Source organism: Antarctobacter heliothermus, from assembly GCF_002237555.1.
GTDB lineage: Bacteria > Pseudomonadota > Alphaproteobacteria > Rhodobacterales > Rhodobacteraceae > Antarctobacter > Antarctobacter heliothermus_B.
The window spans coordinates 3,036,355-3,048,845 of sequence record NZ_CP022540.1 but is presented as its reverse complement, the minus strand read 5'-3'; the positions used below and the strand labels follow the sequence as shown (position 1 = coordinate 3,048,845).

Here is a 12,491-nt window from a genome sequence, read left to right as displayed (position 1 = left end):
CGCCCATGTCCGTCGTCGATGATCTGGCAGACAAGCTCGCCCGTGACACGATCAAGGCGATGGACGCGCTTGGGGACGAGAACCTGCCGGACCAGGTGGCTGCGGTGTTGGGGGCGTCTTCGCCCTCATCCGAGGAAATCTTTCGCGCCGCCGTTCGCATCCGTCTGGCCGAACGGCGCGCGCGTACCTTTCTGAATGACCACGTGCAAAAGGCGCTGGATGCCAAAAAACGCGGCCAAGCTATACCGCAGGCATTGGCACCGGGGTCGGACAACGAAAACCTCTGACCCGGCACTCGGGCCAGAGGTTTGTCGCATCACCAAAGTTCAATCAACACAATGCGCGTCACGCCTGATCGGCGGCGCACGGGCAAGTCAGCTTGCCTCGACCGGCCAATGCCCGGCCAGATCCCGCAGCCCGGCCCGGATCAATTCCGCCAGCACATCCAGATCAACCTTCGACAACGCGCCAGGGTACAGGCAGGACTTGCCCAGTTTATGCGGCCCAAGCCGGGACAGGATCGCGCTGTAATCCGTGTATCCGGGCATGATGTAGACCACCATCTTGGCCTTGCGCGGCGCAAATCCGGTGGCCAGACTTTGCCCGGAATGCCCGCTGGCATAGGTGTAGGCATAGCGCCCATAGCCCACCATCGATGCGCCCCAGATCACCGGCTGCCATCCTGTGACCTCCCGAAACAGTTGGTCCAGCACCAGCGCATCCTCGCGCCGCCGCGCCGGTTCGACCCCGGCCAGAAACTCCGCGACCGGAACATCCGAGGGCACTGTCATGCGTTCCGCCATCTTGTTGACCTCCGAATCCCTTGCCCCTGCCATGCGGCAGCCACCTGACCACCTCAGACCTCATCAGAAATGGATCGCCCGCCCCCATGCATCCAACACGGATTCGTGCATCATCTCGCTCAACGTCGGATGCGGGAACACGGTCTGCATCAGATCCGCCTCTGTCGTCTCCAACTGCCGACCGACGACGTAGCCCTGGATCAGTTCCGTCACCTCGGCCCCGACCATGTGCGCACCCAGCAGCGCGCCGGTCGCCGCGTCGAACACCGTTTTGACCATACCCTCCGGTTCGCCCAAAGCGATGGCCTTGCCGTTGCCGATAAAGGGGAACCGCCCCACCTTGATGTCATACCCCTGCGCCTTGGCCTGCGCCTCTGTCAGCCCGACAGAGGCGATCTGCGGCTGGCAATAGGTGCAGCCCGCGATGCTGTCCGGATCCACCGCATGGGCATCCTGTCCTGCGATCAGTTCGGCCACCATGACCCCCTCATGGCTGGCCTTGTGCGCCAGCCAAGGCGCGCCCGCGATGTCGCCGATGGCATAGACACCCTCGACGCCGGTTCGGCACATCGGGTCGGTCACGACATGGGACCGGTCGACCCGGACGCCCATATCCTCCAGCCCCAGACCCTCTACATTTCCAACAATACCCACAGCCGAAATCACTGTATCGACAGTGATCTTTGACTTATCCCCATTTTTATCCACATGGGCGACAATCGCATCTTTACCGCGCTCCAGCTGCGCAACCTTGGCCCCTTCGAGGATTGTCATGCCCTGTTTCACAAACTGCTTTTTGGCAAAAGCGGCGATCTCTTCATCCTCGACGGGCAGGATTCGGTCCATGACCTCGACCACCGTGACCTCGGCCCCCAAGGTGCGGTAGAAACTGGCAAACTCGATGCCGATGGCCCCGGACCCGATCACCAACAGCTTGGACGGCATCCGCCTGGGCACCAGCGCGTGTTTGTAGGTCCAGACCCGGTCGCCATCCGCCTCCAGCCCCGGCAACTCACGCGCCCGCGCGCCGGTGGCCAGAACCACGTTGGCAGCTTCCAGCACCTGTTCGCCCTTGTCCGTGGTGACATGCACCCGCCCCGGCCCATCCAGCCGCGCGGTACCCATGATCGTCGTGACCTTGTTTTTCTTCAGCAGATGCCCGACGCCCGATGACAACTGTTTCGCCACCCCTCGAGACCGTTTGACCACGGCGTCCAGATCATAGCCCAGCCCCTCGGCCGACAGGCCAAACTCCTTGGCGCGCTGCATCAGGTGGAACACCTCGGCCGAGCGCAACATCGCCTTGGTCGGAATGCAGCCCCAGTTAAGACAGATGCCGCCCATATGCTCGCGTTCGACCACCGCCACGCGCAACCCCAGTTGCGCCCCCCGGATGGCCGCGACATAGCCGCCGGGGCCCGCCCCGATCACCACCATGTCAAAGCGTTGCTCGCTCATGCCGTTCCTCCCTGCCTCGTCGCGGCAAAGGCTAGCCGAGCACCGGGCGCGGGGCAATCACCCCGCGCGCATCAGGTCAGGCGACGAACTCAGGCGGCGACGTCGGCCTGCAGATCGCGCAGGATCTCTGCGTATCCGCCATTGTCCAGAAAGCCCTGCTCTGGCTCGGTGGTGCGGCGCGACAGGGCCGCGTTGCGATAGGGAAAGCGGCCAAAGTTGCGGATCACTTCGCGGTGGACACGCGCGTGCAGCAGGTTGTTGTCCGATTCCGGCATCCGCTCTTTGAACAAGCGCACGCAACGGTCCTGATCACACAGGTTTTCGGCATGCATCAAGGGCATGTAAAAGAACTGCCGCGCCGGGGCGTCGATCTTGAGATCCCAGCCGCGATGGATTGCCTGTTTCGCCGCCGCGCGCGCCACCTCATCCGAGGCAAAGGCACGCGGATCTTCACGGAACATGTTGCGCGGAAACTGATCGGCCAGAATGATATAGGCCAGCGCGCCTGACGGATAGGTCAGCCACAGGCCAAAACGCCCGCCCATCAGCCCCTGCAGAGCGTCGCCAAACCGCGTGCGGATCGTCTCATCCAGCGCGTCGTCCTTAGCGTACCAGCCCTTTGGGCCCACCTCATCCAGCCAAAAGGCCAGTACATCGTCGGACGTGATCATCTGCTTCTCCTTTGTCACCCATTACGCATCCCACCACAAACGATCATTGCGCATACTGCGGCAGGCACCCAAATCACGAATTCTGTCAGGTTCTGACAGTCAAGGCGTTGGGGACTCTGCATCTTCGTCCTGTTGGTCAATGAAATACTCCTGCGCCACCTCGACGGCGACCTGCGTCGAGGACGGCATGACCGGCGCATAGGCGCCCGTGTCCCCGACAGAGGGCGCAGCCCGCTGCGTCATCCGGTACAGCGCATAGACCGCGATGATCGTAAGCAACCCCAGGATCAGCACAAAGAACCCGCTCGGCCCGGCGACCCCCATGACCCAACCAATCACCAGCGGACCGGCGATGGCGCCCATGCCGTTGACAAACAGCAGTCCGGCAGAGGCGCTGGCCATGTCTTCGGGCTGAAGAAAGTCGTTGGTATAGGCAATCAGCAGCGAATACAGCGGGTTAGAACACCCCCCGATCACAAAGGCAGAGGCCACCAACACGGTAAACGACCCGCCAAGCGCCGCCGCGACCGCCGCCGCCACGGCACCGACCGCTGCCACCAGCATGACCAACCGCCGCCGGTCGACCCGGTCGGAAATCCACCCCAGTGGATATTGCAGCACCAAGGCACCGACATAGAACGACGCCACAAAGATCGAGATCTGGCTGAGTTTCAGACCGACCTCAGTGGCATAGACGGCGGCCATGCCGAACTGCGCCGAAAACACGCCGCCCAGAAAGAACATCCCCACCATGCCCAGCGGCGACACACCGTATAGCTCTCGCAAAGTCATCGGCTTGGAGGATTCAAAGGCCGGCGTCGGCTGGATCGACAGCAGAATCGGCGCAAATGAGATCGAAACCAGCACCGATGGAATGACAAACAGCAGGAAGCCCGAGGCATCCGGGACAACCAACAGCCCCTGACTGATGATGATGCCGCCCATCTGGACAATCATGTAGGCCGACAGGGTCTGACCGCGGGTTTCATTGTCGGCGGCATTGTTCAGCCAGCTTTCGGCGGTCACATAGACGCCGCAGAAACAGAACCCCAGCACCAACCGCCCCAGCGTCCAGGCAATCGGATCTTGCAAGGCCGGAAACAAGATCAGCGCCGCCGAGATCAGCGACCCCAGCGCGGCAAAGACCCGGACGTGGCCGACCCGCCGGATCATGCCGGGCACCGTCCGCGACGCGAACAGGAAACCGGCAAAATAGCCCGACATCACAATCGACATGGTGCCGGCAGAGAAACCGGCCTCTGCCCCCCGCACGCCCAGCAAAGAGCCCTGCAACCCGTTGCCGATCATCAGGAGCAACATGCCAAGCAAGAGCGCCCAAGAGTTTTTCATCACATGCAGCAACGGTTTATTCCTTCTTTTGCCCAGACTGCCGGGCATGGCTGATCATTTGCAGACCACAGGCGACGCCCTGCACGATTCGATGTCGCAGGGAAACCATTCCCGGCACCCGAGCGGCGGAAACTCGCGTTTCAGCGATTGGATTTTGGGGATTTCCCAACGTCGCGGTGGTCGTCAGTCGCGGTGCGGCAGCAACAGCGAGGCATCACCGTAAGAGAAGAAACGATAGTCCTCGGCCACGGCGTGTTCATAGATGGCGCGAATACGCTCAGAGCCCATCAGGGCCGAAACCAGCATCATCAGCGTCGATTTCGGCAGGTGGAAATTGGTCATCAGCGCGTCGGTCACGTTGAAGGTGAAACCGGGGTAGATGAAAATATCCGTCACCCCCTGAAATGGCGCGATCCGACCGCCGCGCGCGGCGGTCTCGATCAACCGCAACGCGGTGGTGCCAACAGGGATGATCCGCCCCCCGGCGGCGCGGGTTGCGGCGATCTCTGCCGCGGCGGTCTCTGTCACCTCACCCCATTCGCCGTGCATCTTGTGGCTGGTCACGTCCTCAACCTTGACCGGCAGGAACGTGCCCGCGCCCACATGCAGCGTGACATGGGTAAAGCTGACACCCTTGGCTGTCAGCGCCGCCAGCAGCGCGTCGTCAAAATGCAACGAGGCCGTGGGGGCCGCAACGGCGCCCGTGTTGCGCGCCCAGACGGTCTGATAATCCTCGCGGTCGCGGTCATCGGCGGCGCGTTTGGCGGCGATATAGGGCGGCAAAGGCATGGCCCCGGCGGCATTCAGCGCCGCATCGAAATCCTCCCCCGACAGGTTGAAACGCAGGCTTCCCCGCCCGTCCTCTCGCGCCTCAAGAACGGCACTCAAATCATTGGAAAATATTACTTCCTCACCATCTCGCACTTTCTTCAGCGGTTTGATCAACGCCGCCCATGTGCCATCTGCCTGTGGCTCCAGCAGGGTGACCTCGATCCTGGCCTCGGTCTCTCCGGCATCAGACACCCGCTTGCGAACGCCTTGAAGTCTGGCCGGTATCACCTTGGTATCGTTCAGAATAAGCCGATCACCGGGACGCAGCCAACGCGCGATGTCAAAGACATGCGCGTCCGTTATCGCATCCCCCTCAGCCACCAGCAGCCGGGCAGAGGAGCGTGGGCGCGCGGGACGGGTGGCAATCAGCCGATCCGGCAGGTCAAAATCGAAATCGCTAAGTTTCATAGGTCAACCTGTTGGGATCATTGAGACAGCTTGGGCGGAGGCCGCCGAAAGATGTCACGGAACATACCCGGAGTGAAGGCCGAAAGCGGATTGACCAGAACACGCGGATTTTCGACCGTGCCGCGCAGGTTGAAGTTGAACCCGATCAGCCCCTCTCCCTGTCGCGAGATCAACCGCCCGATGCCGTTCACCAGATAGATGGGCGACAACACTCCCTGCAGGTCCATGCGCCCGCTTGCCAGATCGTAATACCCGTCCAGCGAGATCCCCATCGACGGCCCCACCGCACTGGACCGGCTGATCACAACGCGGCTGGGGGTCAGCCGAAAACGCGCCTCGACATCCGAGAAAAAGATCCCCGGCCCGTTCAGCTGGTCCAGCATCCCCACGATGCTGACCGCATCCAACAGGGCGGCAATGGCGGGCGCTTTGCGCAGCCGCGTGCCCTTGATCGTCATCATGCCGTCATAGGTGCCCGGCTTGCCCCGCACCGGCGCAAGGTCCAGCCGAAACGCCCCATCGCGCACGGTCTTGAGCATATCGGCTGCGCGTAGCACCTCGCCCGCGTCCTCTGCGGTGATGCGAAAGGCGGTGCCGCCGTTTTGCGGCACGGCAACGCCTTTGACCGGGGCGCGCCCGCCCAGCTTGGCGGTAAAGGCACCGTTCAGTCCGCGCGTGGTGTCGAAATCGGCGCGGAACTCCTCAAAGACGATGCTGTCGGTCAGCCGCAAACTGTCCAGCGTCAAGGCCAGCGGCGCGCCCCCGCCGCCCGGACCGGCCCCGCCGTCGGTGCCGGAACTGGAGGTAAACGGCGCGCTGCGCATGTCGATGCGGCCTTTGTCCACTTCGATCCCCGGAATGCCGCCTCCGCGCGTCACCAACCGCCCGCTCACGTCCAGCCAGTCGCCGACCGTAAGCCGCGACAGCTCCAGCCGGTCAAACCTGCCGGAGCGATCCAGCAGAACCCGCCCTTGTGCATCCAGCCCCGCCCCAGACAGCGCCAGCCGTTCAATGGTCGGCACCGTGCCCAACAGGCCCGCGACGCTGAAACTGCCCCGCGCGCCGGGGGGCAGATCCCAGCCGATTTGCGGCAACGACAGGCCCAGCCCGTCCAGATCGCTGGTCAGCTCGAACCGGGCCGGCGCGCCGCGTGGCATGTCGATGCGCAACCGCCCCATGCCGCGCCCGCGCACGCTGTTTGGCGGCAATCCGATGCCAAGCGCGGCGATGCTCTGCGCGGTCAGCGTCACCTCGGCGTCGACCTCACCGCCGCTGCCTTGCAGGGGCCGCGCCCAGCGGCCCTTGGCGGGAACGCCGTCCACCAGCACCGCGCCCTCCAGCGCCACGGCGGCATTGGTGACGCTCAACGCCAGTTGGTCGGCGGTCAGCGGCTTGCCGGGGATCGCGGTGGGCGCATCAATGTCGCGCAGCGCACCGGACAGGTCCAGCACCACCTGATCCAGCGTCAGACCATCTATCAGAGGCATCGCGATACGGCCCGACACTTGCGCCGCGCCGCTGGCCATGTCGACGGTCCGGTCCGCCTTGTCGATCAACCGCCAAGCGTCATTGTTGAGATAGGACAGCGCGGCGGTGACACCGCCCGCGGCCTGTAGGCGCACCTCTCCGATGGCCGGTTTCTCGCGCAGGTCAGCGATGACAAATTCGCTGCCGGAGATGTCGATCGGTCCGCGCCCGGCGTCGGTGGTCCCTGCCTCCAGCCGCAGGCCAAGCCGGTTGTCGTGCAGCGTCAGCCGTCCCGCCGCCCCGGTCAGGCCGGGCAGGCGCGGGTTGAAGGTGGCGATGCCGTCGGAAAAGCCAAGATCAAGGAAAGTCTGCGGCATCGCGTCGTCCGGCGCGGCGCGCAGGGCAAAATGCACATCCTCGATCTGGCCGCTCTTGACGTTGTTGGTGATCCAGCGCCGCACCCCCGGAAACCTGTCGGGGGGCCAAAAGCTCAGGACCTGCTCCGGGGTCGTGCGGGCCGCGTGGGCGTCCAGCGCCAGCTGCCAGCCCGCGCTTTCCGCCGACAACCGCCCCGAGGCCCGCAACGGGTACGCGGGATCGGTCACGCGCAGTTCGCCCAGCGTCATCTGAAAAGGATCCAGCCGGATCTTAAAGGCCATCTCGGCCCCGGTCAGCGCAATCGGGCGGTCCAGCACTGCGCCTTCGGCCAGCGACATGTTGGACAGCAGGAACTGCCCGGTCAATCCGCGCGGCCAGCCTGTCTCGATCCCGTTCAACCGGGCGGTTCCGGCCGCCGTCACGGTGCCCAGCGGCGAGGTCAACTGGATGCGTTGAAACCGCAGCACGCCCTCTTCCGGCTGGTAGGTAAAGGCGGTCTCTGCCGCGTCAAACGGCAGCGCGCGGGTGGCGGCAGTCGGCTGCAACGCCCCCGCGCCGATGTGCAACGACGCCTCCAGCGGTTGCAGCATGCCGCTGTCGTCCAGGGCCGAGCGCAGCGCGCCCGAAATCGGTGCATCCAGTTCCTTGAGCCAGGACAGTGCCGGGCTTTGCGTCGCGATGTCTCGCGACGCCAGCCCGTCCAGATGAATGCTGAAATCAAGGTTTTGCGCCCCAATCGGGCTGAACGCCTCAACCTCCACCGTGGCGACCCCGTCGCCGCCCGACAGCAGCGCCACATCGCCGGTCGCCCGCAAGACCCCGTCCTCACGCGCCAGCCGCAGCCGCCCACCATCGGCGGTCCAGCCACGCCGGGCGCGCTGATCCTCATAGCGCAGGGTCAAGGCGTCCGCCTCAAACACCTCCAGTTGCGCCAGTTTGGGGTCGGCCAAGATCGTGTCGACCCGCGCGATGATCTGGCCAATGTCGGGCATGTCGTTGCCTTCGGCAAAGGCATCGCCAAGTGCCAACCCCAGCCGCCCGTCGCGGTCACGCCGCAGGGTGACAAACGCGCCAGAAACCTGCGCCTCACGCAGCACGACCTTACCGCGGAGCAGCGCGCCCGCCGAAATCCCCGCCTCGATGTCCGACAATTGCGCCACCGGCGCGCCGTATTGATTGCGGATATCCACATCCCACAGAATGACCCGCGCCAGACCGGACCGCTGGACCAGCAGGCTCATGCGACCGAAATCAACCCGGATACCCGGCAGGCTCTGGGCCAGACGCGCCTCGATCCGTTCACGGACCCAGGCAGGCGCGTCCACCGGGCGCCCGATCATCAGAAAACCCGAAACACCAATCGCCGCGATCAGCGCAAACAGCACCAACAGCACGGCACGGCCACGCCGCCGCCTGCGACGGGGGGGCGACGTCGGTTTTTTTGCCTCACTGCTCACTGCAAGCCCGCATCTTCTGTCTTACTCTCTCTTGGCGTAGCTCTATGGCACACCTTAGAACATCGAAACAAAGGAGATATCCATGCCCGACACTGCCCCGGCTCTTGCCCCTGACTTTACCCTGCCTTCGACCGATGGCGAGGTGTCGCTTGCAGCGCTCAAGGGGACGGCGTTTGTGCTGTTCTTCTACCCGCGCGACGACACCTCTGGCTGCACGAAAGAGAATGAGGCCTTTACCGCCCTTCTGCCACAGTTCGAGGCGCTTGGGGTCAAGGTTTACGGGATCTCCAAGGACACGATTGCCAGCCATGAAAAATTCATGGCCAAGAAGAACCTGTCCGTGCCGCTGATCTCTGACGAAGGATCCGACCTGTCGGAACGGCTGGGCGTGTGGAAGCAAAAATCAATGTACGGCAAGACGTTCTGGGGGATTGAGCGGTCCACCTTCCTGATTGATGGCGACGGGCGGATCGTACAAGAGTGGCGCAAGGTCAAGGTGCCGGGCCATGCCGAAGCAGTGCTGGAGGCGGCCCGCGCCTTGTGATCCCATGCGTTGTGCCGGGCCTTGCGCCATGTGGCCATGGCCCCCATACCCGGCCCCAGTTCTGAGAGCACCAGACCACATGGGAGACGCCGCATGACGATGACCCTTTGCGAGATGGCGGTGGACGTTTTGACCACCGCCGATGGCCGGCAGAAAACCGCCAAGTCGCGGGACTATGCGGCGCAATGGATCGCCGCACGCGAAACGGATACGCCGATTCCCGTTGGGCGGGCCGACCCGCCGCTCCGGCCCGCGCGGCCCGACCAACCGGAATTGCTGAACCCGCGTGACGTGCCCAAACGCAAGCCCGGCAGCCCGCAGGGCCGCATCGCCCTGCTGCACGCCGTCGCGCATATCGAGTTGAACGCCGTCGATCTGCATTGGGACATCATCCCGCGCTTTGCCGCGACGCCGATGCCTGCCGGGTTCTATGACGACTGGGTCCGGGCGGCGGATGATGAGAGCAAACACTTCAACCTGATGTGTGATTGTCTGGAGGAGATGGACAGTTTCTACGGCGCCCTGCCCGCGCATGCCGGCATGTGGCGTGCCGCAGAAGACACAGTTGATGATTTGATGGGCAGGCTCGCCGTGGTCCCGATGGTGCTAGAGGCGCGCGGCCTGGACGTCACTCCCGGCATGATCGGGATCTTTCGCAAGGCGGGTGTCACCAGCGCCGTGGCCGCGTTGGAAACGATCTATTCCGAAGAGGTCAGCCATGTGGCCTATGGCTCCAAATGGTTCCACTTCTTGTGTGGCAGACACGACACGGACCCAATTGTTGTGTTTCACGATCTTGTCAGACGCTACTTCAAAGGTGCCCTCAAACCGCCCTTCAACGATGAAAAACGCGCCGAAGCGGGGCTGCCGCCGGACTTCTATTGGCCCCTCGCGGATCAGACCCCACCTAGAACCCGTTGAATAGGCGGTTTTTTGCCATTTCGGCCCCTTCCCGCCGGTGCGACCGAATCGCATGGCTAAAATTCTTGCGGAGTAACGAATGGCTGGGGTAAGCCCGTCGAAGGGTGCCGTTCTGTGGGGACAGCGCGCACCTTGTATGGGACGGGACTAGGGGACAGTCGGGTGAGATCACGTCTGACGATCAGATTTCATGCGCTCGTTGAGCGCTTTTTTCCAGAACGTCGGCTCTTTCTGAGATCCGACACCGATACGCGGTTCATCCGCCTTCGGTCAGAAACGCAGGCAGTGGCTTTTGTCGGTCTGACTGCATTGATGGGCTGGACCATCGTGGCCACCGCGATCCTGTTGATGGACTCCATCGGTGCCGGAAACTTTCGCGAACAGGCCAAACGGGAACAGATCACCTATCAGCAGCGTCTGAACGCCCTGTCGGCGGAACGCGACGCCCGCACCGCCGAGGCACTGGCCGCGCAGGACCGTTTCTCCGCAGCGCTTCGTCAAGTATCGGTCATGCAGACCGAATTGCTGGACTCTGAGGCGCACCGCCGCGAACTGGAAACCGGGATCGACGTGATCCAGGCCACCCTGCGCGACGTCATGAAATCGCGTGAGAACGCCACCAAGCGGCTGGCCGAACTGGAATCCGACCTCAAAGGTGAGGTGGCCGTGGCCCGCGCCAGCGGCGACGACGCCACCGTGAACCTGCTGACCGACGCCCTGTCCCGCGTCGCAGAGGAACGCGATCAGGTCATCGCCGACGCGCAACTGTCCCTGATCCGCGCCGCAGAGATGCAGGCCGCCATCGAAACCCTCGAAGACAAGAATGACCGCATCTTCCGCCAACTCGAAGAGGCGATGACCGTCTCCGTGGTGCCGCTGGACAAGATGTTCGAAAAGGCCGGGATGGACCCGGACCGCATTCTGGATGAGGTCCGCAAGGGCTATTCCGGTCAGGGCGGCCCGCTGACACCGCTGTCCTTCTCGACCAAGGGTGACGACGCCCCCTCCCCCGACACCCTGCGCGCCAACCGTATTCTCAACCAGATGGACCGGCTGAACCTGTACCGGATCGCCGCCCAAAAGGCACCGTTTGCCTCGCCGCTCAAGGATGCGTTCCGCTTTACCTCGGGCTTTGGCTATCGCTGGGGCCGTCTGCATGCAGGCACCGATTTCGCCGCCCCCCACGGCACGCCGATCTATTCCACAGCCGACGGCGTCGTGATCCACGCCGACTGGCAGTCGGGCTATGGACGCCTGGTTAAAATCCAGCACGAATTTGGCATCGAGACACGTTATGCGCATATGTCGAAAATCCGCGTGAAAGTCGGGGATAGGGTCTCGCGCGGGCAGAGGATCGGTGATATGGGAAACACTGGTCGATCGACCGGTACCCATCTCCATTACGAAGTCCGAGTCGGTGGCAAACCCGTCAATCCGATGATCTATATCAAGGCTGCGAACGATGTTTTCTAAGAGCAAGATCAATGAGCCCGGCCACAAGGCCGACGACGTGTCGAAACCGGCCATGCCTGAGCCTTCGAAAGCCTCCGCAGGGGACTACAAGCCCGCCGCGGCGCCCAAGGCAAAGCCCCCGGCCTCTGTTTTGTCGGCAGACCTGCATGTGACCGGCAATCTCAAGACAACCGGCGACATTCAGGTTGAAGGCACAGTAGAGGGCGACATTCGCGCCCACCTGCTGACCATCGGCGAAAGCGCCACCATCAAAGGCGAAGTGGTCGCCGACGATGTTGTTGTAAACGGTCGTATCGTGGGCCGCGTGCGCGGCCTGAAGGTGCGTCTGACCGCCACCGCGCGTGTCGAGGGCGACATCATCCACAAGACCATTGCAATCGAATCCGGGGCCCATTTCGAAGGTTCCGTTCAGCGTCAGGACGATCCGCTCAACGGCGGCAAGCGTCCGGTGCAGCAGCCCGGCGCACAGGCCGCGCCCGCCGCTCCCGGCAACAACGACTAAATTCCAAGCGCAGTCTTTGGAACGTAAAAGGCCCCGCACATGCGGGGCCTTTTGCGTTCCTGTGGTTCTTCACCCAGACGAGGCGCAGGTGCCGCGCTTGGGGGCTGGACCTGCTGTTGATCCGTCACCCGTTGCGGCGCCTCTGACAGCGCACACGCACACATCCACAACAAAAAAACCTCGCATTCTGTGGCCGGTTTTGCTCTTCTCTCCACCAAGCGTGCAAGC

General features: G+C 63.4%; 11 protein-coding genes. 5 read left to right on the top strand and 6 right to left on the bottom strand.

What is annotated here, in order from left to right; all coding sequences use genetic code 11:
- The first annotated feature begins 5 nt into the window (after positions 1 to 5).
- Positions 6 to 287, top strand: a complete 282-nt coding sequence (locus ANTHELSMS3_RS14555) for a hypothetical protein (RefSeq protein ID WP_094035502.1) — start codon at positions 6 to 8, stop codon at positions 285 to 287.
- Positions 288 to 374: 87 nt separating this feature from the next.
- On the opposite strand, the gene ANTHELSMS3_RS14550 is transcribed toward ANTHELSMS3_RS14555, so the two are convergent.
- From ANTHELSMS3_RS14550 to ANTHELSMS3_RS14525, 6 genes are all read right to left on the bottom strand, one after another.
- Positions 375 to 803, bottom strand: coding sequence for a DUF1801 domain-containing protein (locus ANTHELSMS3_RS14550; protein WP_094037143.1), 429 nt, complete (start codon positions 801 to 803; stop codon positions 375 to 377).
- A gap of 63 nt (positions 804 to 866) precedes the next feature.
- On the bottom strand, positions 867 to 2,261 hold the full coding sequence (lpdA, locus tag ANTHELSMS3_RS14545; RefSeq protein ID WP_094035501.1) for a dihydrolipoyl dehydrogenase: 1,395 nt from the start codon (positions 2,259 to 2,261) through the stop codon (positions 867 to 869).
- An 89-nt stretch (positions 2,262 to 2,350) separates the two neighbouring features.
- Positions 2,351 to 2,932, bottom strand: coding sequence for a DUF924 family protein (locus ANTHELSMS3_RS14540; protein WP_094037142.1), 582 nt, complete (start codon positions 2,930 to 2,932; stop codon positions 2,351 to 2,353).
- Positions 2,933 to 3,031: 99 nt separating this feature from the next.
- On the bottom strand, positions 3,032 to 4,294 hold the full coding sequence (locus ANTHELSMS3_RS14535) for an MFS transporter (RefSeq protein WP_094035500.1): 1,263 nt from the start codon (positions 4,292 to 4,294) through the stop codon (positions 3,032 to 3,034).
- A gap of 171 nt (positions 4,295 to 4,465) precedes the next feature.
- A complete protein-coding gene (gene queA / locus ANTHELSMS3_RS14530) occupies positions 4,466 to 5,521 on the bottom strand; it encodes a tRNA preQ1(34) S-adenosylmethionine ribosyltransferase-isomerase QueA (protein WP_094035499.1) in 1,056 nt (351 codons plus the stop codon).
- Positions 5,522 to 5,538: 17 nt separating this feature from the next.
- Positions 5,539 to 8,760 (bottom strand): DUF3971 domain-containing protein, encoded by a 3,222-nt coding sequence (locus tag ANTHELSMS3_RS14525; RefSeq protein ID WP_254694746.1) that lies wholly within the window; start codon positions 8,758 to 8,760, stop codon positions 5,539 to 5,541.
- Positions 8,761 to 8,905: 145 nt separating this feature from the next.
- Here ANTHELSMS3_RS14525 and ANTHELSMS3_RS14520 point away from each other — a divergent pair, with 145 nt between their 5' ends.
- From ANTHELSMS3_RS14520 to ANTHELSMS3_RS14505, 4 genes are all read left to right on the top strand, one after another.
- On the top strand, positions 8,906 to 9,367 hold the full coding sequence (locus ANTHELSMS3_RS14520; protein ID WP_094035497.1) for a peroxiredoxin: 462 nt from the start codon (positions 8,906 to 8,908) through the stop codon (positions 9,365 to 9,367).
- 93 nt (positions 9,368 to 9,460) lie between these two features.
- Positions 9,461 to 10,288: a ferritin-like domain-containing protein gene (locus ANTHELSMS3_RS14515; protein WP_094035496.1), complete on the top strand. Its 828-nt coding sequence runs from the start codon at positions 9,461 to 9,463 to the stop codon at positions 10,286 to 10,288.
- 162 nt (positions 10,289 to 10,450) lie between these two features.
- On the top strand, positions 10,451 to 11,761 hold the full coding sequence (locus ANTHELSMS3_RS14510; protein ID WP_094035495.1) for a M23 family metallopeptidase: 1,311 nt from the start codon (positions 10,451 to 10,453) through the stop codon (positions 11,759 to 11,761).
- Complete coding sequence (locus tag ANTHELSMS3_RS14505) at positions 11,751 to 12,263, top strand: bactofilin family protein (RefSeq protein ID WP_094035494.1); 513 nt, start codon at positions 11,751 to 11,753, stop codon at positions 12,261 to 12,263. The genes ANTHELSMS3_RS14510 and ANTHELSMS3_RS14505 overlap by 11 nt, the downstream gene beginning before the upstream one ends.
- Positions 12,264 to 12,491 lie beyond the last annotated feature (228 nt).

What these genes read in the sequence shown, in the direction of transcription:
- ANTHELSMS3_RS14550 (WP_094037143.1), bottom strand. Translation starts at nt 803, where the DNA reads ATGGCGGAACGCATGACAGTGCCCTCGGATGTTCCGGTCGCGGAGTTT.
- ANTHELSMS3_RS14520 (WP_094035497.1), top strand. Translation starts at nt 8,906, where the DNA reads ATGCCCGACACTGCCCCGGCTCTTGCCCCTGACTTTACCCTGCCTTCG.
- lpdA (WP_094035501.1), bottom strand. Translation starts at nt 2,261, where the DNA reads ATGAGCGAGCAACGCTTTGACATGGTGGTGATCGGGGCGGGCCCCGGC.
- ANTHELSMS3_RS14515 (WP_094035496.1), top strand. Translation starts at nt 9,461, where the DNA reads ATGACGATGACCCTTTGCGAGATGGCGGTGGACGTTTTGACCACCGCC.
- ANTHELSMS3_RS14540 (WP_094037142.1), bottom strand. Translation starts at nt 2,932, where the DNA reads ATGATCACGTCCGACGATGTACTGGCCTTTTGGCTGGATGAGGTGGGC.
- ANTHELSMS3_RS14555 (WP_094035502.1), top strand. Translation starts at nt 6, where the DNA reads ATGTCCGTCGTCGATGATCTGGCAGACAAGCTCGCCCGTGACACGATC.
- queA (WP_094035499.1), bottom strand. Translation starts at nt 5,521, where the DNA reads ATGAAACTTAGCGATTTCGATTTTGACCTGCCGGATCGGCTGATTGCC.
- ANTHELSMS3_RS14505 (WP_094035494.1), top strand. Translation starts at nt 11,751, where the DNA reads ATGTTTTCTAAGAGCAAGATCAATGAGCCCGGCCACAAGGCCGACGAC.